Origin of the sequence: Roseateles puraquae (assembly GCF_002205845.1) — a bacterium.
GTDB lineage: Bacteria > Pseudomonadota > Gammaproteobacteria > Burkholderiales > Burkholderiaceae_C > Pelomonas > Pelomonas puraquae.
This window is the reverse complement of record NZ_NISI01000005.1, coordinates 517,093-541,591: the sequence shown is the minus strand read 5'-3', so window position 1 is coordinate 541,591 and position 24,499 is coordinate 517,093. Positions and strand designations below refer to the sequence as shown.

The following is a 24,499-nucleotide window of genomic DNA, read 5'->3' as shown; positions in this document are numbered from 1 at the left end:
CCCCTTTCATGGATGCAGCCTCCGCCCCGGATCTGGACACCCCACAGCCAGGCACGGGCGAGGCGGCGAGCGCCGCCGCCCAGGGCCTGCGCCAGTTCATGGCCACGCCACTGGCATTGGCCCTGGTGTATGCCGCCTTCGGCATGCTGTGGATCCTGCTGTCCGACCGGCTGCTGCAGCAAGCCAGCGCGGACTTGGCCACGCTGTCGGCCCTCGCCCAGGGCAAGGGCATCGCCTTCGTGCTGCTGACCAGCAGCCTCATCTATCTCGTGGCCGCACGCCGGCAACGCGCCGTGGCTCCGCCGACGTCGCCTGACCTCGGCGACCTGGCGGCCCATGAACGACCGCTGCGGCTCATGGGCGTCTTCGCGCTGCCGTGCGTCGCCATCGTCGCCGCCAGCCTGGTCAGCTACGCCAGCAATGCCAGCCGCGACCACGCCGAGCACGTCGAACGGCTGCGCCGTGAGGCCCAGGCCAAGGCCAACCTCGTGCAGGGCTGGATTGATCGCCGGGTGCGCGAGGCACGCCAACTCTCCGCGGACCCCACGCTGCGCGGCAGCCTGCTGCGCTGGCGCCGCACACAGGACGAAGCCGCCACCCTCGCGCTGCGCCGCCAACTCCAGATGCTGCTCGCCTCAGGGCACTACAGCGCCGCGCTGATGCTCGACGCCCAAGGCCACCCCGTGCTGAACGCCGACGACGGCCCGGCCGACCTCGACCCCGCCGTGGTGGACGCGGCCCTCATGGCGCTGCAACAGGGCCGGGTGTCGGGCAGCGACTTCCTCGCCCGCCCAGGCCTGGCCGACAGCCTGCGCTTTGAATTGCTCGTGCCCTTGCTGGGCAGCGATGGGCATGCCGACCTGGTCCTGGTGTTGCGCACGGAGCCGCGACGCTCACTGCTGCCGCAGTTGCTCGCAGGGGCTGGATTCGGTGCGCCCGAGACGCTGCTGGTGCGCCCGGGCCCGAAGGGCCTGCTGGCCGTGGGGCTGGGCGGCAGCGACACACCCCTCGTGCGCATCACCAACAGCCCGCCGGGTGACACCAGCCTGGCTGCACTGACCGCCAACCCGGCATTGGCCGGCACGCTGCTCAACGGCCTGCCCCTGGCCCACGCCGGCCGCACCAGCGAGCCCACCGCTGCCGTGGCCTTGCCGCTGCCCGGCTCGCCCTGGTTCGTGGTGGTCCAGGTCCCACGCGACAGCCTGCATGGCGAAGGCGTCGCATCGGGCGCAGCCCTGTTGCTGCTGGTCGACGTGCTGGCCGTGCTGATCACCGGCGCCGTGGTGTTCGTGGCGCTGCGCCGGCGCGAGCAGCAGACCGCTGCCCGCCTGGCCGCGGACCACGCCGAGAAGGAACGCGCCTGGCAGATCGCCGAGGCCATCGCCAACTCGTCGAGCGACCTGATCTTCGCGAAGGACCTGCAGGGGCGTTACCTGTTCGCCAACCGGGAACTCGGCCGCCTGTTGGGCCGGGCGCCCGCCACGCTGATCGGCAAGACAGCCCGGGACATCCCGGCACCGGACCAGGTGCACCACCTGCTGGGCGACGTGGCCGCCGTGGCCCGGTCCGAACAACCCGTCAGCTTGGAGATGCAGCTTGCCACTGCCCAGGGCGACCGCATCTATGCCTGCACCAAGGGGCGCCTCGTGGACAACACCGGCCAGGTGATCGGCGTCTATGGCATCTCCAGTGACATCACCGCGCGGCGGGACCTGCAGCAGCGCATGCAGCAATGGGCCACCGCCTTCGACGACATCCGCGACGGCGTCATCGTGACCGACCCGCTGGGCTATATCCAGTCGGTCAACCGTGCGTTCAGCCAGATCACCGGCTACACCGCCGAGGAGGCCATCGGCGACAACATGCGCCTGGTGCACTCCGGCCGCCACGGTCGCGCGTTCTACGAGCAGATGTGGACGCTGCTGAACCAGACCGGCCACTGGCAAGGCGAGATCTGGAACCGCCGCAAGAACGGCGAGATCTACCCCGAGTGGCTGACCATCCGCGCGGTGCGCAACGACGACGGGCCGGTGACCCACTACGTGGGCGTGTTTACCGACATCAGCCGCATCAAGGACAGCGAGGCCCAGGCCGACTGGCTGTTCCACAACGACCCGCTGACCAAACTGCCCAACCGCGCCCAGCTGCAGCGCCGCCTGGAGCAGGCCCTGGCCCGCGCCAGGCGACGCGAGGCCCGCCCGGCCCTGATGGTCATCGACCTGGACGGCTTCAAGACCGTCAACGACAGCCTGGGTCACCCCGCGGGCGACGAGCTGCTGATCTGCGTGGCCGAGCGACTGCAGGCCCGGCTGCGCCACAAGGACTGCCTCGGGCGGCTGGGTGGCGACGAGTTCCTGCTCATCATCGAGAACGCCGCGCAGGCGGACGACCTCGGCCAGATCGCGCGCGACGTGCTGGCCGCGGTGTCGGAGCCGGTGGCCCTGTCCTGCGGCCGCGATGCCTACCTGACGGCCAGCATCGGCATCAGCCTGTTCCCCGACAGCGAAAGCCCCACTGCGGTGGAGCTGCTGCGCGACGCGGATGCGGCCCTGCACCGGGCCAAGGACCTGGGACGCAACCGCTACTGCTTCTACACCGGCGACATGCATGCCCAGGCCATGGCCAAGCTCGAGCTGGAGGCGGCCCTGAGCCGTGCCATCGAGCGCGAGGAACTGCTGCTGCACTACCAACCCAAGGTGGCCGCGCAGACCGGTGAGGTGGTGGGTGCCGAGGCCCTGCTGCGGTGGCAACGCGGCGCATCAGGACTCGTGCCACCGGGGCAGTTCATTCCGCTGGCCGAGCAGAGCAGCCTGATCCTGGACATCGGCGCCTGGGTCATCGACCGCGCCTGCCGCCAGCTGCGACAGTGGCTGGATGCCGGCCAGCCGGTGGTGCGCGTCGCCGTCAACGTCGCCGCGCGGCAGTTTGCGGCGGGCGACCTCGACACCGTCGTGGCCGCCGCCCTGCAGCGCCACGGCATCGACGCCGAACTGCTGGAGCTGGAGCTCACCGAGGGCATGCTGATGAGCAACCCACAGCAAGGCACCGCGATGCTGCAGCGGCTGCGCGGGCTGGGCGTCAAGATCTCGCTCGACGATTTCGGCACCGGCTATTCGAGCCTGGCCTATCTGCACCAGTTCCCGATCGACACCCTGAAGATCGACCAATCCTTCGTGCGTCGCATCGGCGAAGTGCCTGACGGCGAAGCCCTGGTGGACGCGGTCATCGGCCTGGCCCACCGCCTGCACCTGCGCGTGGTGGCCGAGGGCGTCGAGACCCCGGCCCAGCGTGCTCACCTGCTGCGCCAGGGCTGTGACGAGATGCAGGGCTACCACTTCGGTCGCCCGGCACCGGCGGAGTCGCTGCAGGCGATGCTGTCCCAGCCGCGCGGCTGACGCGCGTCAGCCCGCCGCCGCCAGCGCGCGGGCCATGGCCTGGGCCAGCTCGGCGCGCGAGTAGGGTTTCTGCAGCAGCTCCCAGCTCGGCGGCGCCTGTTGGTCCGCCTCGAGCAGGTCGGCCGAGAACCCCGACATCAGCAGGATGGCCAGCTGCGGCAGGCGGGCCTGGGCGATGCCGGCGAGCTCAGTGCCACGCATGCCCGAGCCCAGGGCAATGTCGGTCAGCAGCAACTCGAAGGGCGCCTCGGGCGTCAACAGCAGCAGCGCCTGCTCGGCGCTGGCGCAGGTCGTCACATCACAACCCAGGGCGTCGAGGAACTGCCGTGCCACCGCGCGCACCTCGGCATCGTCTTCCACCATCAGCACTTTCAGGCCTGGCGGCAGCGTGTCGGTGCCGGTGGCCACCTCCTCGCGCGCCGGGGCCACGTCCCAGGGGCGCGGCAGGAAAAGCGCGATGGTCGTGCCCGCGCCCACGGTCGAGTCGATGGTGACCGCGCCGCGCGACTGCTTTGCAAAGCCATACACCGTGCTCAGCCCAAGGCCCGTGCCGCGGCCAGCCTGCTTGGTCGTGAAGAAGGGCTCGAAGGCGCGCTCCTTGACTGCCTCCGGCATGCCGGTGCCGCTGTCGGCGATGGCAATGCGCAGGAAGCGCTCGTCCAGCGCACTCGGGTCATCGATCTCGCGCCGCACCTGCGCCGGCAGCACACCGGCCGGCCCGGCACTGAAACGCAGCGTGCCGCCCTCGGGCATGGCGTCACGCGCGTTGATGGCGATGTTGAGCAGGGCCGACTCCAGCTGCCCCGGGTCGGCCAGCACCGCCAGGGCCGCCGGCGCGGCGGGCAGCTCCACGCTGATGGTGATGCGCTGGTCCAGCGTGCGGCGAAGCATGTCGGCCAGCGAATGCAGCAGCAGGCCGACATCCACCGTCGTCGGCTGCAGCACCTGGCGACGCGAGAACACCAGCAACTTGCTGGTCAGCTCAGCGCCGCGCCGGGCTGCGCGGGTGGCGGCGCTCACCAGCTGCTGGCCGAAGGCATGGTCGGCCAGCGCGGGGAGTTCTTCCAGCACCTGCAGGTTGCCCTGGATGACGGTGAGCAGGTTGTTGAAGTCGTGCGCGATGCCGCCCGTCAGCTGGCCCACGCTCTCCAGCCGCTGCGCGTGGTTGAGGGCTTCTTCGCTCTGGGCGCGCTGCAGGCACGTGGCGAGCAGGTTGGCCAACGATTGCAGGAAGCGGGTCTCGTCGTCACCGAAATGTGCCAACTGGCGCGACCGCACGCACAGCACGCCCGTCATGCGACCTCGGTCGAACAGCGGCACTGCCAGCAGGCTGGCCATGCCCGCCTCCAGATCGGCCTGCGGCACAGCAAAGCGTTGCTCGCGCGACAGGTCATCCACCCGCAGCGGCTCGCCACGCGACATCACGTGGCCGGCTGCGGTCCCGGGGTCGTTGGGCAAGCAGGCCCCGAGCGGGGCCGACGCGAAGTGGCCGCAACGGCTGACCACCCGCAGCGAGCGCCGGTCGGGCTCCAGCAGCATGACGCTCGAGAACTCCGCCTCCAGCGCCTGCGCGGCCAGCTCGGGCACACGCATCAGCAGCTTCTGTGGGTCGCGCTCGTCCACGGCCAGGCGGCCGAGCTGGGCCAGGTGTTCGCTGTGCCGCGCGCGCGTGAGCGCCTGGCGCACGCGGGGGTAGCTGCCGATGTCGCGGATGGCGGCCACCACGAACGGCCGGCCGTGGCTTTGCAGCGGGCTCAGCGCGATCTCCACCATCACCTCACTGCCGTCCTTGCGGCGCGCCACCAGCTCCATCTGCGTGCCCATGGGGCGTGGCCGGGGGGCCTGGCCATAGGCCTCGCGATAGGCGGCATGGCGGGGCCGGATGCTGTCGGGCACCAGCGCATCCACCGGCAGGCCGACGAGCTCGTGTTGCGCGTAGCCAAGCAACTGCGCGGCCGAGGGGTTGGCCAGCACGATCTGGCCCTGGGGGTCGACCAGCAACAGGCCGTCGGCCGCGGCAGAGAACAGCGAGCGATAGACGCCCAGGTCGTCGATGACCGGCGGGGGCGCGCCTGCGGGCGAAGCGGTGGTCATCAGGCCACCGGCCCGACGGGCGGGATGAAGATGTAGCCTGCACCTCGCACCGACTTGATGATCTGCGGGTTCTCGGGGTCGGCCTCCAGCTTCTTGCGCAGCCGCCCCACCTGCACGTCGATCGTGCGGTCAAACGGCGCCGCCTCGCGGCCGCGGGTCTGCTCCAGCAGGAAGTCACGTGACAGCACCCGACCGCCATGCTGGGCCAGCGTGGCGAGCAGCTCGAACTCGCCGGTGGTGAGCCGCACCTCGGCCCCGGCGGGGTCGTCGAGACGGCGTGCCGCCAGATCCAGCCGCCAGCCGAGGAAGCCGAGCGCCGGACCCGACGGCGCAAGGGGCGCTGCCGGCGAGGCGGCCGGGACCGGCGCCGCCGCCGCGAGCGTCGGCGGTTCCATGCGTCGCAGCACCGCCTTGATCCGCGCCACCAGCTCACGCAGGTCGAAGGGCTTGGTGACGTAGTCGTCCGCGCCGACCTCCAGGCCGACGACCTTGTCCACCGCATCGCCCCGGCCGGTGATGATGACCAGGCCACAGCGCCAGTGCTCGCGCAGCTGGCGCGCGATGGCAAAGCCGTCCTCGCCGGGCAGGCCCAGGTCCAGCAGCACCAGCTCCGGTGGGTCGCTGGGCATCAGGGCCATCAGGTCGCGGCCGGAGTGCAGTTGCGTCGTGCGGAAGCCGTGCGTGGCGAGGTAGTGGGCCAGCAGCTCGGTGATGGCGGTTTCGTCGTCGACTACGGCAATGTGCTGGGCGGTCACGGCGGGCGGGTGCGAGGCAGGTGAGTGGCGTGACGGGCATTCTTGCACCGTTCCAGGGCGCCGAGTCAGTACGCCGTTAGGAGATGCGAGTCGCCCGCGGCACGCAGCGGCAGGCGGATGCGGAAGATGGCGCCGCCCTCGGCCCGGTTCTCCGCCCGGATGCTGCCGCCGTGCACCTCCACGATCTTGCGGCTGATGGCCAGGCCCAGCCCCGTGCCGCCCGAGCCGTCCTTGGTCGTGCTGGACTGCACGAAGGCCTCGAAGATCGATTCGAGCTCATCCGCCGGGATGCCGGGGCCGCGGTCGGCCACGCTGAGGGTGCACTCGTCGGGGCTGGTGGCGATGGCTTGCACCTGCAGCAACCCACCCTGCGGCGAGAACTTGATCGCATTGGCGACCACGTTGCGGATGGCCTGGTGGATGCGCCCGGGGTCGACCTTGGCCGACAGCGGCGCATCGGAGAGCTGCAGCTGCAGCCGCAGGCCGCGCTGGCCCAGCAGCGGGTCCAGCTCGCGCAGCACGCCCTGCAGCACGGTGCGCAGGTCGCAGCGCTCCAGGTCAAAGGTGCCCACGGCGCTTTCGATCTTGGACACGTCCAGCAGGTCGTTCACCAGCGCGAGCATGCGCTGGCCGGAACTGTGGATGTCGGTGAACATGGCGGCCAGCTTCGGGTGCGCCTGGCCGCGGGTGAAGCCCAGCTCCGAGAAGCCGAGGATGGCCTGCAGCGGCGTGCGCAGCTCATGGCTGATGTTGGCCACGAACTCCGACTTGGCGCGCGAGGCCTCCTCGGCCGCGTCGCGCGCGTCGCGCGTGGCCCGCTCCGCGTCGCGGAACTCGCTGACATCCATCAGCGTGCACAGGATGCCGCCCGGCCCATGCGGGCTGCCGGGCACCAGCACCTTGGTGACCACCATGTCGCGGCGCGAGCCGTCGCGGTGCGGGATCTGCGTTTCATAGCTCAGGCGGCCACCGCAATCCATCAGCCGTGTGTCCTGCTCGGTGTGCAGGCGCACATCCTCGGGCGACAGCAGCTCTCCCACCGGCGCGCCGATGACCTCGGCGCGCGAACGCCCGACCAGTTCCTCCCAGGCCGGGTTCACCATCACGTAGCGGCCCTCGGTGTCGAACATCGACACCGGCAAGGGGCTCAGTTCGAGCAGCAGCCCGGTGAAGGCCAGTTGGTGCTGCAGCTGCTCATCGGCCGCCACCCGTTCGCTCACGTCCACCGCGCTGCCGGCGAAACCGATGATGCGCCCCTCGCCATGCAGCGGCACCACCGCGAGCTGGAAATGCCGCGGCTGCCCCTGCGCCGCAGGAATGCAGACCTGCGCCTGGCGGGCGCCGGCCCGGTCGTCCAGCCGGAAGAGCGCGGCCGCGCGCTCACGGTCCTGCGGGCAGGCCAGCTCGCTGAAGCGCCGGCCCGGCGCGCTGTCGATGCCGGCATCGCTCAGGGCTGCCCAGCGGGCATTGACGAAGGTGATGCAGCCCTCGGCATCGGTGCGGAAGATCAGCTCCTGCACGCTCTTGAGCAGCACGCTCAGCTCGCGCTCGCGCAGGGCGACCTGCTCATGGGCGCCATGCAGGGCACGGCGCGCCCGTTCGCGCGCCGCCGTCTCGCGCAGCACCACGGCCAGGCCGCCGCCTATCGCCGCCAGGCCGAGCACCGCCAGGCTGGCCAGCCACTTCGCGCGCTCACGCCAGGTGGCGAGCACCATGTCTTCCGCCAACTCGACCACGACCACCAACGGCCGCGTGCGAGACGCCCGGAAGGCCACGGCCTGCCGACCCGGCTGCGCGCCAGCGCCGAAGTACTCGCCATGCTCCCGCTCGGGCAGCCACTCGGCGAACACCGGATGACCCGCGATCTGCGCGCCAGGCTCCAGCGAGAGCTGGTCGTTGGCGGCAATCAGCTGGCCCGACAGGCTCGCCAGCAAGGCCACGCTGCCCTGCTCAGACAAGGCGCCCTGCTGGAAGTTGGCCAGCGCCCCCGGGTTGATGAGTGCGACCAGCAGCAGCTTCTGCTCACCCGGCCCGGCCACCGTGCGGACCAGGGGCAGCATGCCGACACCCGCGGCACGTGGCGCACCGCTGGCCTGGCCGAGGTCAGCCAGGCTCCGGCCGGGCAGCAGGGCCTGCAGCTGCTCCCGCCCCACCCCAGGCCGGCGGCCCAGACGGTCCAGCGCGACGCGCACGCCCTGCTCCGACGGGATGGAACTCGCGAGCACCCGCCCCTGCTCGTCCAGCACCGCCACGCTGCGCAGGAAGGGCAGGCTGCTGATCAGGCTCTGCGTGACCAGCGGCTGCAGCCGCGCGGGGTCGGCCGAGGCCTGGTTGGCAATGCCCTCACCCAGGGTGCGCAGGATGAGGGCCGCCGAATCCACCGTGCGGGTGACGTGATCCTCCAGCGTGAGGGCCACCAGCTCGGCGCGGTCCAGCGCGGTCTCCAGCGTCTCACGACGCTCGAAGGCGGCCATGCCGACGCTGGCCGCCAGCACGGCCAGGGCCAGCAGGCCCGACAGCAGCTTGGGCAGCAGCCCGGCGCGCCCGAGCAAGGACCGGGATGGCCTGGCGCCCATGGCCTTCAGCGCATGACGACGATCTCTGCCAGGCCGTGGCGCTTGGCAGCCGCCATGAGCCGGCCATCGCGCTTGATGGCCGCCACGAATTCGTCGACTCGTGCGAGCCAGCGGGCATCACCGCGCTTGACGGCGTAGCCATAGGGCAGCACGAAGAAGGGCTTGGGCGGCGACACCAGGCGGGCCCAGTCGGCGTTGTCGAGCAGGCGGCGGCTGTAGGGGTAGTCGGTCATGAAGACATCCACACGGCCGGCCTCCAGCTCCTGCTCCCGGGTGGCCGGCGGCTTGATGACCACCATGCGCGCCTGCTTCAGCGCATCCCGCATGACGGGCTCCATGAAGGTGCCGGCCTGCACGGCCACGAGCACACCGGGCTGGTCGATGTCTGACCACTGCCGCACCGTGCGGCTGGCACGGTTGGTGACGCCGTAGATGTCGCTTTGCAGATAGGGCTCCGTAAAGGCGAGCACCTCCTTGCGCGCGGGCAGCATGCCGACCGCGAACATCGCCACGTCACAGCGGCCGGCGTTCACGTCGGCAGCGAGCTGCGGGAAGGAGGTCTCGACGTACTCCAGCGACACGCCCAGGTCGCGGGCGAGTTCGGCGGAGAGGTCGATGTCGATCCCGCCGAGCTGCTGGGTGCGCGGGTTGCGGTAGGTGATGCCGTAGTAATCGGGCCAGATGCAGACCTGCAACTTGCCGGCCGCCTTGACGCGCTCCAGCGTCTGGGCCTGCAAAGGCGCCGCCTGCGCGGCAAACACGATGCCGGCGACCGCCAGCGCGAGGGTGCGGAGAAAACTCATGACAAGGCCTCTTGTGGGGGCAGGTCAGGCCAGTTCGGCGAGTTGCTCGAAGCTGGGCGGATTGGCGTTGATGCGCTCTCGCAGCGCGATCATGTCGTGCACCTGGTGGGAGAAGGCGTCCACGATGCGCGGGTCGAAGGCCACGCCGCGCTGCTGCACCAGCATGCCGAGCGCAACCTCGTCGCTGAAGGCCTTGCGGTAGCAGCGGTCCATCGTGAGGGCGTCGAAAAAGTCCACCACCGCGACGATGCGGCCCGAGATGGGAATCGCCTCGCCCACCAGCCCGCGCGGATAGCCGCTGCCGTCCCAGCGTTCGTGATGGGTCAGCGCGACTTCGGCAGCGAGCTGGAACAGCGGCACGCGCGAGCGGCCGAGGATGTCGGCGCCCATCTGCGCATGCTGGTTCATCTGCGCCCGCTCGTCGGGTGTGTAGGCGCCGGGCTTCTTGAGGATGGCGTCAGGGATGCCGATCTTGCCCACGTCATGCATGGGTGCGGCGCGGCGCAGCATGCGGGCGAAGCCCTCGGGCTCACCCAGCAGCAGGGCCAGCGCTTCGGCCAGGTAGCCAATGCGCACCATGTGCACGCCGGTGTCGTCGTCGCGGTAGTCGGCTGCGAGTGCCAGGCGCAGCAGGGCCTCGTGGTGAGCACGCGTGACCTCCCGCAGCGCCTCATTGCGCTCGTGGTACATGCGGCCCAGGTCCTGGACGATGCGCTCCATCTGCGCCGAGGCGGCATCGTCGAAGCTGCGGTCGGCGCCTGCGGCATCGACCGGGTTCATCAGGGCCACCATGGTCAGGCGGCAGCCCAGAGTTCGCCGATGCAGCTGATCAGCTGCAGCGGGCTGAAGGGCTTGACGAGATACGTGTCGGCGCCCGCCTGCAAGCCGGCTTCGCGATCACTGGCCTGGCCGCGCGCGCTGAGCATGATGACCCGCGGCCCGCGGCCCGGCGCCTCGGCGGCACGCAGGCGCCGGCACACGTCCAGGCCGTTGATGTCGCCCGGCATCATCACGTCCAGCAGCACCAGGTCCGGCTGGAAGTCCTGCGCCAGCGCCAGGGCGGCCTCGCCATCGGCGGCTTCGCGGACGTCGTAGTCCTCGAACTCCAGCGTCATGCGGATCAGGCGGCGGATGTCCGCGTGGTCGTCGACGATCAGGATCTTTTTCATGATGCGCTTCCTGCGATCAGATGGCATGCTGGAAATTATCAGTTTTATCGAATGCCCTGGCTAGCGCAGGGCCTCATGTTTCCCGCCGGAGGCTCGAAAAGTTCTCGATTCCTGCGCTGTGACCGTCTCAACGGATCTCTCGCGAGGCCAGCGCCGCCCGCCTGCCCCCGCGCCGAGAGTCGCTTCGAAGTGATGGATTCCACGCCAAACCAAGGGTTGCCCCGAGCAAATCTGGTCGATTTGATATCAAATCTATCACATAACCAACCCAAGTCTCGCCATGACCGCCCTCTCCGTCATCGAACAGCAAGCCGTTGAGACCGCCGCACCGCGTGAGGTGCTGACCTGCCGCCTCGGCGCGGAGGCCTACGCCATCGACATCCTGGCCGTGCAGGAAATCCGCCGACAGGAGCCCGCCACCCGCATCGCCAACGCGCCTGCGCATGTGTTGGGCGTGATGAACCTGCGCGGCGTCATCGTGCCCATCGTCGATCTGCGCCGCCAGCTTGGCCTCCCGGCCGAAAGCGGCACCAACACGGTCACCATCGTCGTCAATGTGGATCACCGCACGGTGGGCCTGGTGGTGGACGCGGTGTCAGACGTGGTCGCGCTCAGCGCCGAGCAGATCCAACCCCGCCCGAGCCTCGGTCCCCAGGTGGACAGCGACTTCATCGTCGGCCTCGCCCAGGTCGACGGCGCCGAGGGCCAGCGTCTGCTGCTGCTGGTGGACCTGGTCTTGTTGCTCGGCGAGCTCTGAGCACCGGCCGAGCGCGGCCGCGGCTACCGCCCGCCCAGCACCCGCGCTGGCAGCATGACCAGGGCACGCAGCAACGCGAAGGCGCCATCCACCGCGATGCCCAGCAACCTGAAGGGCAAGGTGATCAGCCACACCAGGGGCCACAGCACCAGAGCCAGCAAGGCCAGCGGCCAGCAGATCACGAACAGCAGGCACCACAGCAGGAAACTGAACATCGCGCGGCTCCTTACCGGGTCGGCTGACCGACCGGCTTCAGGTATTTGTCGAGAAACTCGACCATGCGGCGGTTGGCCACCAGCGTGTTCTTCTTCTTGGAGAACCCGTGGCCCTCGTCGTCGAACACGAGATAGTCCACCGGCACGCCGTTCTTCTGTACGGCCGCAACGATGTCGTCGCTCTCGGGCTTGATCACGCGCGGGTCGTTGGCGCCCTGGATGACCATCAGCGGCTTCCTGATCTCCTTGGCATGGAAGAGCGGTGACGTCGCCATCAGGAAATCGCGGTCCTTCACCGGGTCACCCACCTCCTGGTAGAGCGCCTTGCGGAAACTCTCCCAGTAGGGCGGGATGCTCTCCAGCGTGCGCAGCCAGTTGCTGACGCCGAAGATGTCGATGCCCACCTTGAAGGCCTCCGGCCGGAAGGCCATGGCCGACAGCACCATGTAGCCGCCATAGCTGCCGCCGACGATGCCGATGCGTTCATGGTCAATGACGCCGGTGGAGGCCAGGAAGGTCTTGGCCTCGATACAGTCCCACAGCGGCTCGCGGCCATGCTTGCCGTCGTCGGCCGTGAAGAAGCTCTTGCCATAGCCCGAGCTGCCGCGGTTGTTGATGCCGAGCACCGCATAGCCGTTGTTGACGAAGTACTGCATCAGCGCCGAATAGCCACGCATCGTCTGCCCGCCCGGGCCACCGTGAACCCAGACGACCGCCGGCACCTTGTGCGTCGGGGAGGCCTCCTTGGGCAGCATGAAGACCGACGGAATGACCATGCCGTCGAAGCTCCTGAAACGCACGATGCTCGCGTCCACCAGCTCCGCCGGGTCGATCTCCTTGGACAGACTCTGCGTGAGTTGCTTCGGCGCCGCACTCGCGCCGACCTCGGCCACGAAGAGGTTGTTGGGCGAGCGGTCACCGTTCACGTAAAACGCCATGCGCTTGCCGCTGCGAGAGAAGGTCACGCCGCGCACTTCGCCACCGGGCAACTTGGGCAGCGCGATCGGCTTGCCGTCGCGATACAGGCGCAGCGCGATGCTGGCATCGGCATTGATGCCGGTCACGCGGTGCCGGCCGTCACGCGAGAAGGCGGTGTAGGCCACGTCCCAGTCGGCCTTCTCGACCTCGCGGGTCTTGCCGGTGGCGATGTCGTAGGCGATGACGCGGGTGAACTCGCCGCCGTCGTTGCTCGTCATCAGCAGCTCGCGCCCGTCGGGTGTGAAGTCCTGCGGCGCGTACTGCGCCACGCCGGTGTGCGGCGAGATGTGCTTGACCGAACCGGTGTGCAGGTCAGCCAGGTGCACGTCGGAGTCTGCCGTGGTGTTGACCTTGGCCAGCGCCAGCCAGCGCCCGTCGCGGCTGATGTCGGCCACCTCCCAGCCGCCTTCGTTCTTGAACACGAGGCTGCGCGCGTAGGTCTTGGCGTCGTAGCGGTAGAGGTCGAAGAAGCGGGGGTCGCGCTCGTTGGTCGTCACATAGAACGCGCTCTCGTCGCCGCTCCAGCCGGCAAACGAAGCCTTGAGCTTGTCACCGGGCGTGAGGTCGCGCTCGCTGCCGTCGAGCTCGCGCACGTAGAGGTGATTGAGCTCATTGCCGCCTTGGTCGCGGGTGTAGAGGAAGCGGTCGTCTTCCGGGAAGAAGCTCACCGCGTAGTGGCTGTCGGTCTTGGAAGTGGTCAGCGCCACCGGCTTGCCGCCGCCCACGGGCATCGCGTAGACGTTGAAGATGCCGGTCTCGTTGCTGTGGAACAGGATGCGGCTTTCGTCCGCCGAGAAGCTGGCGCCACCGATGTTGACCGTGGCCATGAACTGCTCGATGGTGTAGCGCTTGGCCGGGCGCGGGGCCTTGGCCGCTGCGGCGGGCTTGTCGGCGGCCAAGGCCGCCGCGACGGGCTTGTCGGCGGCCAAGGCCGCCTCAGGGGCGCCCGTCAGCAGGGCCAGGGAGGCAACAAGGGTCAGCAGGGGTCGGCTCATGGCGTCTCCAGTGAATGAAGGCGCCGACTCTAGCCAGCACCGCCCCGCCAGCCCATCCGGGTTGTGACGAAGCGGCGTATGAGGCGGACAGACGGTTCAGCGCTGCGGCCGTCCCGCGACATAGCAAGCCGCCAGGTTGCGCTCGTCGGCCAACGTCATCCAGGCGAACACCCGCTCGTGCAGCTCACGCACCACCGCGTCGCGGGCCTGAGCCACCGGGCCGACAGCCCAGTCCCAGACACACAGGTCGGCCACCTGGCCGACCGACAGACCGCCGATCTCATGGCCGAGCTGCAGCGCCTGGGCCGCGCCACGGGTGGCCGCATGCAGGGCCGCCCAGGCCGTGAGCCGCTCGCCACGCAGGGCCTGCACCTTGTAGGCATCGCCCATGTTGCGCGGCAGGCTGAGCGTCGTGCCGCCGCCCACATCGCTGGCCAGGCTCACCGCGAAGGGCGCGCCCGGCCAGTCGAACAGGCCGCTGCCCAGGAACAGGTTGCTCGACGGGCAATGCGCGATCTGAGCGCCCCGCTCGACCATCACCCGCCGGTCGGCGTCGTCCAGGTAGATGCCATGCGCCAGCACCGCCCGCGGGTGCAGCAGGCCGACGGCGTCGTAAACATCCAGGTAGCTGCGCGCCTGCGGGAAGAGCTCCCCCACCCAGGCCACCTCCGCGCGGTTCTCGGCCACATGGGTCTGCATGTAGAGGCTGGCGTCGGCGCGGCAAAGGGCGCCCGCCATGGCCAGTTGCTCCGGCGTGCTGGTCGGCGCAAAACGCACGGTCACGGCATAGCCGAGCCGGCCCTGGCCGTGATAGCGGTCGATGAGGTCGATGCAGTCGCGCTCGGCCTGGGCCACGTCGTCGCGCAGGCCGTCGGGCGCGTGGCGGTCCATCAGCACCTTGCCGGTGATGAGCCGCATGCCGCGCGCGGCCGCGCTCTCGAACAGCGCCTCGGCCGAGACCTTGTGCACCGTGGGGAACACGACGGCGGCGGTGGTACCGCTGGCCAGCAGCGCATCCAGGAACACCTCGGCCCCCGCCCGCGAGCGCGCCGGGTCGGCGAAGGCGCGCTCGGCCGGAAAGGTGTAGCGCTGCAGCCAGTCGAGCAATTCGGTACCGTAGGAGGCGATGACCTCCAGCTGCGGGCAGTGCACGTGGGTGTCGATGAAGCCCGGCAGCACCAGCTGGCCGGCATGGTCCTTGCGCACCCAGCTGTCGTCCGGCGTCTCGGCCTGGCGGCCGACGATGCGCCCGTCCTCGATCAGCAGCCAGTGGTCGGGGTCGAAGCGCACCGCCGCGGGGGTGGTGTCGCCCCAGGCCGGTGCGGCGGTGAAGTCGAGCAGGTCGCCGCGCAGCGCCCAGCGGCGCGGGTGATCGACGAATTTTTCCTGGTTAGTAAAACTCATATGGCAATTCTGGGGCAAGCCTCGACAATCCGACCCAGCATGAATACCAGACCCATCCGCTTTTTCCACCGCGGCGAGGTCGTCGAGGTGGCCGACCTGCCGCCCACGACCACCGTGTTGCAGTACCTGCGCGAGCATGCCGGCTGCACCGGCACCAAGGAAGGCTGTGCGGAAGGCGACTGCGGTGCCTGCACCGTCATCCAGGGCGAGCTCGATGCGGCCGGCCAGCTCCAGCTACGCAATGTCAATGCCTGCACCCAGTTCCTGCCCACGCTGGATGGCCGCGCGCTGCTGACCGTCGAGGACCTGGGCGGCCCCGAGCGCCTGAACCCCGCCCAGCAAGCCCTGGTGGCCTGCCATGGCTCGCAATGCGGTTTCTGCACGCCCGGCTTCGTGATGACGATGACGGCCGTCTACGAACGCCATGGCGAGGCTGGCACCCGCCCAGACCGCCAACAGCTCGCCGATGACCTCGCCGGCAACCTGTGCCGCTGCACCGGCTACCGCCCCATCCTGGATGCCGCCGAGCAGATGTTCGACGCGCCCGCCCAGCACCTGGACCGCGCCCCGCTGCAGGCTGCGTTGCAGGCCCTGGCGATGGACGAGCCGCTGGACTACGGTCATGCCGGCCTGCGCTTTCATGCGCCGCAGACCTTGGCGGACCTGGCCCTGCTGCGCCAGACCTACCCCGAGGCGACGCTGCTGGCGGGGTCCACCGACATCGGCCTGTGGGTCAACAAGCAGTTCCGCCAGCTGCACCACCTGATCTACACCGGCCGCGTGGCCGCGCTGCGCGAGATCCGCCCCGAGCCGTTCGGCGAGCAGCCGGGCCTGTGGATCGGTGCCGCCGCTTCGCTCGAAGACGCCTGGGCCGCTCTCACCACGCTGGCGCCTTCGCTGGCCGAGCTGTGGCGGCGCTTTGCCTCGCCGCCGGTGCGCCATGCCGGCACGCTGGGCGGCAACATCGCCAACGGCTCGCCCATCGGCGATGGCGCGCCCGCGCTCATCGCGCTGGGTGCCGACGTCGTGCTGCGCCGGGGCGACGAGCAGCGCCGCCTGCCGCTGCAGGACTTCTACCTCGACTACATGAAGAAGGACCTGCAGCCCGGCGAGTTGGTCGAAGCGGTGCACGTGCCCAAGCCCGACACCAGCTGGGCAATTGCCGCCCACAAGATCTCCAAGCGCCACGACAGCGACATCTCCGCCGTCTGCGCGGTACTGGCCGTGCAACTGCGCAACGGCACCGTGCAGCAGGCACGCTTCGCCTTCGGCGGCATGGCTGCCATCGTCAAGCGCGCGGCGGCTGCCGAGGCCGCCGTGGTGGGCCAGCCCTGGGTCAAGGCCACGGCCGAAGCCGCCGCCGCCGCCCTCCCCCAGGACTTCAAGCCCCTGACCGACATGCGCGCCTCCGACGCCTACCGGCTGAAGGTGTCGCAGAACCTCATCCGCAAGCTCTGGCTCGAAACGCTGGATCGCAAGACCATCACCATCTGGCGCGCCGGGAGGTTGGCCGCATGAACAAGCCCGAAGCCTTGGTGCTGGACCTGCCGGTGGTCGGCACCTCACGCCCTCACGAGTCGGCACACCTGCATGTCAGCGGCGCCGCGCCCTACACCGACGACCTGCCTGAGCCCGCCGGCACCCTGCACGCCGCCCTGGGCCTGTCGCCGCTGGCGCACGGCAAGCTCATCGCCATCGACCTCGACACCCTGCGCCGCCAGCCCGGCGTGGTCGCGGTGCTGACCGCGGCCGACATCCCGGCCGAGAACAACTGCGGCCCGCTGCTGCACGACGACCCCATCCTGGCGAGCGATGAACTGCGCTATGTCGGCCAGCCGGTGTTCGCCGTCATCGCGACCGACCGCGAACTGGCCCGCCGCGCGGCCGCCCTGGCCAAGAAGGTCATCCAGGCCGAAGCCCTGCCTACGGTCATCACGGCGCTGCAAGCCCACGCGGCTGGGCAGTACGTGCTGCCGCCGATGCACCTCACCCGCGGCGAACCGGCCGAGCAACTCGCGCGCGCGCCACACCGCCTGCAGGGCCAGTGGAGCCTGGGTGGGCAGGAGCAGTTCTATCTGGAGGGCCAGATCAGCCTGGCCGTGCCGCAGGAAGGCGGCGAAGGCCTGCTGGTGCACTGCTCCACCCAGCACCCGAGTGAGATGCAGCAGCTGGTGGCGCATGCGCTCGGCTGGGCGGCGCATCGCGTGGTGGTGCAATGCCGGCGCATGGGCGGCGGCTTCGGTGGCAAGGAGAGCCAGTCGGCGCTGTTCGCCTGCGTGGCCGCCGTCTCCGCGCTGAAGCTGAAGAAGCCCGTCAAGCTGCGCGTGGACCGTGACGACGACTTCCTCATCACCGGCCGCCGGCACGGCTTCGACTATCGCTGGGATGTCGGCTACGACGACGAGGGCCGCGTGCTGGCCGCCGACATCGACCTGATCTCCAACGCCGGCCACAGCGCCGACCTGTCGGCACCCGTGATGGCGCGCGCGCTCTGCCATTTCGACAATGCCTACTGGCTGCCGCATGTGGCCATGCACGGCTACTGCGCCAAGACGAACACCCAGAGCAACACCGCCTTCCGCGGCTTCGGCGGGCCGCAGGGCGCGATCGCCATCGAGATGATCCTCGACGGCATCGCCCGCCGCCTGGGGCTGGATGCGGCGATGGTGCGCCAGCGCAACTTCTACGCGCCGGGGCAGGACGTGACACCCTACGGCCAGCGCGTCGAGGAGCTGCATGCGCAAGCCCTCACCGCCCAACTGCTGGCCAGCAGCCGCTACGCCGAGCGCCGCGCCGAGATTGCCGCCTTCAATGCAGCCAGCCCGGTGCTCAAGAAAGGCCTGGCGTTCACGCCCGTGAAGTTCGGCATCTCCTTCAACGTGGTCCACCTGAACCAGGCCGGCGCACTGGTGCATGTCTACACCGACGGCTCGGTGCTTGTGAACCACGGCGGCACCGAAATGGGCCAGGGCCTGAACACCAAGGTGGCGCAGGTCGTGGCGCATGAACTGGGCATCCCGTTCGACAGCGTGCGCTGCTCGGCGACCGACACCAGCAAGGTGGCCAACACCTCGGCGACCGCCGCCTCCACCGGCAGCGACCTCAACGGCAAGGCCGCACAGGACGCGGCCCGCAAGATCAAGACGCGGTTGGCGGCCCTGGCGGCCGAGCGCTTCGGCTGCACGGCCGACGACGTGCGGTTCGAGGCCGGCAGGGTGAGCGGCGGCGGGCAGAGCCTGTCGTTCAAGGAGCTGGTGGCGGCCGCCTATCTGCAGCGTGTGCAGCTCTGGAGCGACGGCTTCTACGCCACGCCCGGCCTGCACTGGGACCGCACCAAGCTGCAGGGCCACCCTTTCTACTACTACGCCTGGGGCGGCGCGGTCTGCGAAGCCCTGGTGGACAGCCTCACCGGCGAAAGCCGCATCACCCGTGCCGACCTGCTGCATGACGTGGGCAGCAGCCTGAACCCGGCGCTGGACATCGGGCAGGTCGAAGGCGGCTTCGTCCAGGGCATGGGCTGGTTGACGATGGAGGAGCTGGTCTGGCACCCGGTCACCGGCCTGCTCACCACCCACGCGCCCAGCACCTACAAGATCCCGACCGCCAACGACTGCCCGACCGAGTTCCGCACCGAGCTCTTCGGCGTGGCCAATGCCAGCGAGACCATCCACCGCAGCAAGGCGGTGGGCGAGCCGCCGCTGCTGCTGGGCTTTGCAGCCCTGCTGGCCATCAAGGACGCCTGCGCCGCCTGCGGGCCCGAAGGCTGCGACCCGCCGCTGCGCGCACCGGCCACGGCCGAGGCCGTGCTCGACGCGATCGACGCGGTGCGATGAGGGCGGCCGCAGCGCTGCTGGGTCTGGCCATCACGATGGCCGGCTGCGCCAGTGCGCCAAGCGTCAGGCCTGCCTTGCCCCCAGCGCCCGCGCTGATCAGCGTGCAGGCCTGGGGCGGCACGCCGGGTGACGTGACGGCGCCGCCGCAGCGCATCACCCACATCACGCTGCACCACCAAGGCGAGATCTGGCAGGACGGCACCGACCCGGCGGCCTACCTGCGCCGGCTGCAGCAGTGGTCTCGCCTGACCAAGCGCTGGGCCGACATCCCCTACCACTACGTCATCGCGCCTGACGGCCGCATCTTTACCGCGCGCCCACTGGCCCAAGCGGGTGACACCAACACCGAGTACGACCCGCGCGGACACGCCCTGCTGATGCTGGTCGGCAATTTCGAGGAGCAGCAGCTGACGCCGGCGCAGCTGGAAAGCGCGGTGGCCTTGAGCGCCTGGCTGGCTGCCACCCACGGGCTGGGGCTGGATGCGATCGCCAGCCACAAGGACTTCAGCCGGCAGACCGTCTGCCCCGGGCGCAACCTGTACGCCTATCTTGAATCGGGCTGGTTCCGCACCGAAGTGGGCAAGCGGCTGGGCCTTCAGGCGCCGCGCTGAACCCGCTGCGTGGCCACCACCACCGCCTGGGTGCGCGAGGCCACACCCAGCGCCTTGAGCACCGCGGCGACGTGGTCCTTCACGGTGTCGACGCTGACGCCCAGTTCACGCGCAATCAGCTTGTTGGACAGGCCCTGGGTCAGCAGGTGCAGCACATGCTTCTGGCGGGGCGTGAGGGGCAGCGCGCCCCAGTCGGGCGTGGGCGAGGCGGGCGCCGCGGCAGCGGTTTCGTCGACGCGAGGCTTGAGCGGGGGGACATAAGTACCACCGGCCAGCACCAGGTGCAGGGCCTGCACCAGGGTGTCGAGGTCGCTGCGCTCGGGCACATAGCCCATGGCGCCGGAGCTCAGGGCGCGCAAGGCATCGTCGGTGTCGTCGCTGCCGGAGATGACCACCACGGGCAGCAGCAGGTGGGTTTGATGGATCTCCTCCATCAGCTCGAAGCCGCCGGGCACCCGCAGGTCCAGCAGCACGAGGCGAGGCAGCGCCTGGGCGAGTGACTGGCGTGCGGCATCGACCGTGTCGACCCCCTGCACCTGCGCACCGCCGAAATGCTGCTCGATCAGACCGGTGAGCGCCGCGCGCACCATCGGGAAACCATCGACCAGCAAGACCTTCATCACCCCTCCTGCAAACGCTGGATCATAGTCAACGCAGAGCGGCCGCCAGCAGAGGTTTCGCCCAGGCCGGCACGCTGCGCAATGGTGCATGCGCCACCACGCGACCGGCCTGCACATGCAGCAGCAACACCGGCTGCGGCCGGCGGCCGGCACGCGGGTCGGCCTCGAAGCTGTTGTCGTACAGGCGCAGGCTGGCGAGATGGGGCATGAGCTTCACGAGGTTGCCACGACTGGCATCGAAGCGTTCACGCACCTTGGCTTCGGGGATGTCGTGGCCGCCCGCGGCCACCCGTGCCTGGATGCGGCGCAGGTGCAGCTCCGGCGTGGCCAGGCCGGCGAACCAGACATGGACCTCCGCACCTGCTCGTGCGCCCTCCAGCAACAGGCGCACGATGCTGCTGCCGCCCAGGGTCGTCTCGAAGGCATAGGTCCACCCCTCGGCCAGCGCACGCTCCAGGCCGCGGCGGCCGAGGGTCCAGGCCAGGCCGTTGGCCTGCTCCGCCGACAGACCCGGCTGCTGAGCCCGCAGCTGGGCCGCCATCAGGTCGGGATTGAAGAACTCGGCGCCGCTGGCCTGCAAGGCCGCACCGCCCAGCGAGCTCTTGCCGGCGCCATTCACGCCGGCCAGCACGAACAGACGCGCGGGCAAGGCTCAGGCGGCCTTGCGTGCCGGCTTGCGGCCCTTGGCCTGCTTCACGGCGGCTTCGGCCACCGCCGCCGGGGCCATCGCGAACGCGTCAGCCATGGCACCGGACTGCCCCTGCATGCGCGCCAGCATCGCGTCGAACTCGCCACCGAGCGCACCCAGGTCGGGCTCGGCGGCCCGCTGCAGCTCGCGGTAGCGCTCGACCGACATCAGCACATAGGTCGGCTGGTCGTGCTTGGTGATCAGCACCGCCCCGTGCGCGGCCACGGTGCGGCCCACCTTCTGAATGCCCGCCACGAGCTCGGTGGCCGAGACGCTGGGGAGCTGGTCGGCCAGGGCTTGATCCATCAGGACGGTCATTGCGCTTCTCCGGGTATTTCCTGCATTTTCCCTATTTTGCGGAAAACCCCAAAAACCGCCATCCCGCCCCGGAAGCTCGCTCACCAAGCGCCCCCTTGAGGGGAGCGGCGCAGCCGCTTCGGGGGTGGTCCGTCAATGGGCCTCTTCCCAGTTGCCTCCCACGCCCACCTCGGCCAGCAGCGGCACCTTGAGCTCAGCCACGCCGGCCATCAGGCGCGGCACCTCGGTGCGCATCCAGTCGAGTTCGGCCTCGGGCACCTCGAACACCAGTTCGTCGTGCACCTGCATCACGATGCGCGACTGCTTGCCGGTGCGGTCCAGCTCGGCCTGCACGGCCAGCATGGCGAGCTTGATCAGGTCGGCGGCCGTGCCCTGCATGGGCGCGTTGATGGCCTGACGCTCGGCACCGGCACGGCGCGGGCCGTTGCCGCCGCGGATCTCGGGCAGGTAGATGCGCCGGCCGAAGAGCGTCGACACATAGCCGCGCTCGGCTGCGCCGGCCTTGGTCTCGTCCATGTAGCGCTTCACGCCAGCGAACCGGGTGAAGTAGCGCTCGATGTAGTCCTTGGCCGCCTTCTGCTCGATGCCCAGGGCCGAGGCCAGGCCGAAGGCGCCCATGCCGTAGATCAGGCCGAAGTTGATGGTCTTGGCATAACGCCGCTGCTCGCTTGACACTTCAGCCAGCGGGATGCCGAACACCTCGCTGGCGGTGGCCCGGTGCACGTCCTGGCCTTCCTGGAAGGCCTTCAGCAGGCCCGGGTCCTCGCTGATGTGGGCCATGATGCGCAGCTCGATCTGCGAGTAGTCGGCACTGACGATGCGGCAGCCCGGCGGCGCAACAAACGCCTCGCGCACACGCCGGCCTTCCGCGGTGCGGATGGGAATGTTCTGCAGGTTGGGCTCATTGCTGGACAAGCGACCCGTGACCGCCACCGCCTGGGCGTAGTTGGTGTGCACGCGGCCCGTGGTCGCGTTGATCTGCTGGGGCAGCTTGTCGGTGTAGGTGCTCTTGAGCTTGGCCAGGCCCCGGTACTCCAGGATCTTGGCGGGCAGCGGGAAGTCGGCGGCCAGCTCGGTCAGCACCTCCTCGTCGGTGGAGGGCGCGCCGGTGGCGGTCTTCTTGATGACGGGCAAGCCCAGCTTGCTGAACAGGATGTCGCCGATCTGCTTCGGGCTGCCGATGTTGAAGGGCTGGCCGGCGATGTCATAGCACTGCTGCTCCAGCTGCACCAGGCGCTGGCCGATCTCATGGCTTTGCTGCTGCAGGCGGCCGGCGTCGATCAGCACGCCGGTGCGCTCGATGCGAGCGAGCAGCTCGGCGGTGGGCATCTCGATGTCGCGGTAGATGCGCAGCAGGCCGTCATCGGCCTGGAGCTGCGGCCACAGCACCTCGTGCAGGTGCAGGCACATCTCGGAGTCTTCGCCCGAGTAGGTGGTGGCCTTGGCCACATCCACCTGCGCGAACGGGATCTGGTGCGCGCCCTTGCCGCACAGGTCTTCGTAGCTCAGGCCCTTGCGGCCGAGGTGGCGCTCGGCCAGTGCTTCGAGGTTGTGCGTCTTGTGCGCCTCCAACACATAGCTCTGCAGCAGGGTGTCGTGCGCGACGCCGGCCAGCGCGATGCCGTGGTTGGCGAACACGTGGCGGTCGTACTTGAGGTTCTGGCCGATCTTCAGCGCCGAGGCGTCCTCCAGCCAGGGCTTGAGGCGGGCCAGCACCTCGTCCAGCGGCAGCTGCGCCGGGGCATCGGGGCCGCTGTGCTGCAACGGGATGTAGGCCGCCTCGCCGGGCTTGTCGGCGAACGAGATGCCGACGATCCGCGCGGCCATCGGGTCGAGGGAGTCGGTCTCGGTGTCCAGTGCGCACAGCGGGGCCGCGCGCAGCCGGGCCAGCCAGGCGTCGAGCTGCTCGAAGCTCAGCACGGTCACGTACTGCCGCGCCACATCAGCAGCGCCCGCGGGCGGCTCCGGTTCGTCGAACAGGCCCGGGCTGGCGCCAGGCGCCGCCTTGGGCTTGGGCGCAGGCGCTTCGCCGGTGAGTTCCTGCAGCCAGGCCTTGAAGCCGTTGCGCGCATAGAACTCGCCCAGCGCGGCCTTGTCAGGCTGACGGAAGGCCAGGTCTTCCAGCGCCGGCCAGCCGGGCACATGCGCGGCCAGCTCGCAGTCCAGCTTGACGGTCACCAGCTTGCGCCCCATGGGCAGCCAGTCGAGCGCGGCACGCAGGTTCTCGCCGGCCTTGCCCTTGATGCCGTCCGCCGCAGCGATGACGCCGTCCAGCGAGCCGTACTCGGCGATCCACTTGGCCGCCGTCTTGGGGCCAACGCCCACCACGCCCGGCACGTTGTCCACCGTGTCGCCCATCAGCGTCAGGTAGTCGATGATGCGGTCGGGCGGCACGCCGAACTTGGCCAGCACGCCGGCTTCGTCCAGACGCTCGTTGCTCATGGTGTTGATGAGCTCGACGTCGGCATTGACGAGCTGCGACAAATCCTTGTCGCCGGTGGACACGATGACCTTGTGCCCCGCACTCGCGCCCACGCAGCACAGGGTGCCGATCACGTCGTCGGCTTCCACGCCGGGCACCATCAGCACCGGCCAACCCAGCAGCTTCACGACCTCGTGGATGGGCTCGATCTGGGCGCGCAGCTCGGGCGGCATGGGCGCGCGCTGGGCCTTGTATTCCGGGTACCAGTCGTCACGGAAGGTCTTGCCCGGCGCGTCGAACACGCAGACGGCATGCTCGGCGCCGATGTCGGCCTGCAGCTTCTTGAGCATGGCCACCATGCCGCGCACGGCGCCGGTGGGCTGGCCCTCGGGGCCGCGCAGGTCGGGCATGGCATGGAAGGCGCGGTAGAGATAGCTGGAGCCGTCGACCAGCAGCAGGATGGGTTTACTCATGGCGACGGATTCTCCGGCAGGTCCCACCTAGAATCGGCAGCATCATGCGCGCCCCTGCCGTTTCCCTGCTGCTTGCCGCAGCCGCCAGCTTTGGCGGCGTCGCCCTGGCCGACCCACCGCCCGAGCCCAAGGTGGAGCACAACGTGGCCGAGGACGACCAGGTGCGCATCGAGGAGCTCAAGGTGCGTGGCGAGACCAAGAAAGTCACCGTCAAGAACAAGAAGTCCAAGGCGCCCGACTACGAAATCATCGTCAACGACGCAGGCCGCGAATCGGCCGGCGGCACCGGCACCGGCCTGCCGAAGAGCGGCTCGGGCACGCGCGTCTGGCGCGTCCTCAACTTCTGACCGTCTGACCCTTTCGCGGCCTGCGGGCTGCTTCTCAGCCCTTTCC

Annotated in this window: 19 protein-coding genes; 6 read left to right on the top strand and 13 right to left on the bottom strand. The window is 69.7% G+C overall.

Going from position 1 to position 24,499, the window contains the following annotated elements; genetic code table 11:
- The first annotated feature begins 8 nt into the window (after window positions 1-8).
- Window positions 9-3,395, top strand: a complete 3,387-nt coding sequence (locus tag CDO81_RS14910; RefSeq protein WP_088484005.1) for a putative bifunctional diguanylate cyclase/phosphodiesterase — start codon at window positions 9-11, stop codon at window positions 3,393-3,395.
- A 6-nt stretch (window positions 3,396-3,401) separates the two neighbouring features.
- Here the strand turns inward: CDO81_RS14910 and CDO81_RS14905 are convergent, their stop codons facing one another.
- The 6 genes from CDO81_RS14905 to CDO81_RS14880 form a co-directional block, all read right to left on the bottom strand.
- Window positions 3,402-5,489, bottom strand: coding sequence for a PAS domain S-box protein (locus CDO81_RS14905; protein ID WP_088484004.1), 2,088 nt, complete (start codon window positions 5,487-5,489; stop codon window positions 3,402-3,404).
- Window positions 5,489-6,244, bottom strand: coding sequence for a winged helix-turn-helix domain-containing protein (locus tag CDO81_RS14900; protein ID WP_088484003.1), 756 nt, complete (start codon window positions 6,242-6,244; stop codon window positions 5,489-5,491). The genes CDO81_RS14905 and CDO81_RS14900 overlap by 1 nt, the downstream gene beginning before the upstream one ends.
- A gap of 65 nt (window positions 6,245-6,309) precedes the next feature.
- Entirely contained in the window at window positions 6,310-8,796 is a 2,487-nt protein-coding gene (locus CDO81_RS14895; RefSeq protein WP_158218291.1) for an ATP-binding protein, read from the bottom strand.
- Between the two features lie 29 nt (window positions 8,797-8,825).
- Entirely contained in the window at window positions 8,826-9,623 is a 798-nt protein-coding gene (locus CDO81_RS14890; RefSeq protein ID WP_088484001.1) for an ABC transporter substrate-binding protein, read from the bottom strand.
- Between the two features lie 24 nt (window positions 9,624-9,647).
- Entirely contained in the window at window positions 9,648-10,403 is a 756-nt protein-coding gene (locus CDO81_RS14885; protein ID WP_241517011.1) for an HD-GYP domain-containing protein, read from the bottom strand.
- 14 nt (window positions 10,404-10,417) lie between these two features.
- Window positions 10,418-10,792 (bottom strand): response regulator transcription factor, encoded by a 375-nt coding sequence (locus CDO81_RS14880; RefSeq protein ID WP_088484000.1) that lies wholly within the window; start codon window positions 10,790-10,792, stop codon window positions 10,418-10,420.
- A 280-nt stretch (window positions 10,793-11,072) separates the two neighbouring features.
- Between CDO81_RS14880 and CDO81_RS14875 the strand changes: the two genes are divergently transcribed.
- Complete coding sequence (locus CDO81_RS14875) at window positions 11,073-11,549, top strand: chemotaxis protein CheW (RefSeq protein ID WP_088483999.1); 477 nt, start codon at window positions 11,073-11,075, stop codon at window positions 11,547-11,549.
- Window positions 11,550-11,572: 23 nt separating this feature from the next.
- Here the strand turns inward: CDO81_RS14875 and CDO81_RS14870 are convergent, their stop codons facing one another.
- From CDO81_RS14870 to guaD, 3 genes are all read right to left on the bottom strand, one after another.
- The gene (locus CDO81_RS14870) at window positions 11,573-11,764 is read right to left on the bottom strand and encodes a hypothetical protein (protein WP_088483998.1); all 192 of its coding nucleotides are present in this window, start codon (window positions 11,762-11,764) and stop codon (window positions 11,573-11,575) included.
- 11 nt (window positions 11,765-11,775) lie between these two features.
- A complete protein-coding gene (locus CDO81_RS14865) occupies window positions 11,776-13,737 on the bottom strand; it encodes a S9 family peptidase (RefSeq protein ID WP_088483997.1) in 1,962 nt (653 codons plus the stop codon).
- Window positions 13,738-13,833: 96 nt separating this feature from the next.
- On the bottom strand, window positions 13,834-15,141 hold the full coding sequence (gene guaD, locus CDO81_RS14860; RefSeq protein WP_088483996.1) for a guanine deaminase: 1,308 nt from the start codon (window positions 15,139-15,141) through the stop codon (window positions 13,834-13,836).
- A gap of 39 nt (window positions 15,142-15,180) precedes the next feature.
- Here guaD and xdhA point away from each other — a divergent pair, with 39 nt between their 5' ends.
- The 3 genes from xdhA to CDO81_RS14845 are packed head-to-tail and all read left to right on the top strand — an operon-like array spanning window position 15,181 to window position 19,585.
- Window positions 15,181-16,659: a xanthine dehydrogenase small subunit gene (gene xdhA / locus CDO81_RS14855; protein ID WP_088483995.1), complete on the top strand. Its 1,479-nt coding sequence runs from the start codon at window positions 15,181-15,183 to the stop codon at window positions 16,657-16,659.
- The gene (gene xdhB, locus CDO81_RS14850; protein WP_088483994.1) at window positions 16,656-18,974 is read left to right on the top strand and encodes a xanthine dehydrogenase molybdopterin binding subunit; all 2,319 of its coding nucleotides are present in this window, start codon (window positions 16,656-16,658) and stop codon (window positions 18,972-18,974) included. Before xdhA ends, xdhB begins: the two co-directional genes overlap by 4 nt.
- On the top strand, window positions 18,971-19,585 hold the full coding sequence (locus CDO81_RS14845; protein WP_088483993.1) for a peptidoglycan recognition protein family protein: 615 nt from the start codon (window positions 18,971-18,973) through the stop codon (window positions 19,583-19,585). Before xdhB ends, CDO81_RS14845 begins: the two co-directional genes overlap by 4 nt.
- Here CDO81_RS14845 and CDO81_RS14840 read toward each other — a convergent pair.
- From CDO81_RS14840 to polA, 4 genes are all read right to left on the bottom strand, one after another.
- Window positions 19,570-20,205, bottom strand: coding sequence for a response regulator transcription factor (locus CDO81_RS14840; RefSeq protein WP_088483992.1), 636 nt, complete (start codon window positions 20,203-20,205; stop codon window positions 19,570-19,572). The genes CDO81_RS14845 and CDO81_RS14840 overlap by 16 nt on opposite strands.
- 28 nt (window positions 20,206-20,233) lie before the next feature.
- On the bottom strand, window positions 20,234-20,854 hold the full coding sequence (locus CDO81_RS14835) for an ATPase (protein WP_241517010.1): 621 nt from the start codon (window positions 20,852-20,854) through the stop codon (window positions 20,234-20,236).
- A 3-nt stretch (window positions 20,855-20,857) separates the two neighbouring features.
- Entirely contained in the window at window positions 20,858-21,211 is a 354-nt protein-coding gene (locus tag CDO81_RS28845; protein WP_088483991.1) for a type II toxin-antitoxin system Phd/YefM family antitoxin, read from the bottom strand.
- 132 nt (window positions 21,212-21,343) lie between these two features.
- Window positions 21,344-24,106 (bottom strand): DNA polymerase I, encoded by a 2,763-nt coding sequence (gene polA / locus CDO81_RS14825; protein ID WP_088483990.1) that lies wholly within the window; start codon window positions 24,104-24,106, stop codon window positions 21,344-21,346.
- A gap of 44 nt (window positions 24,107-24,150) precedes the next feature.
- On the opposite strand from polA, the gene CDO81_RS14820 reads away from it, so the two are divergent.
- Window positions 24,151-24,453 (top strand): hypothetical protein, encoded by a 303-nt coding sequence (locus CDO81_RS14820; protein WP_088483989.1) that lies wholly within the window; start codon window positions 24,151-24,153, stop codon window positions 24,451-24,453.
- Window positions 24,454-24,499: the final 46 nt, after the last annotated feature.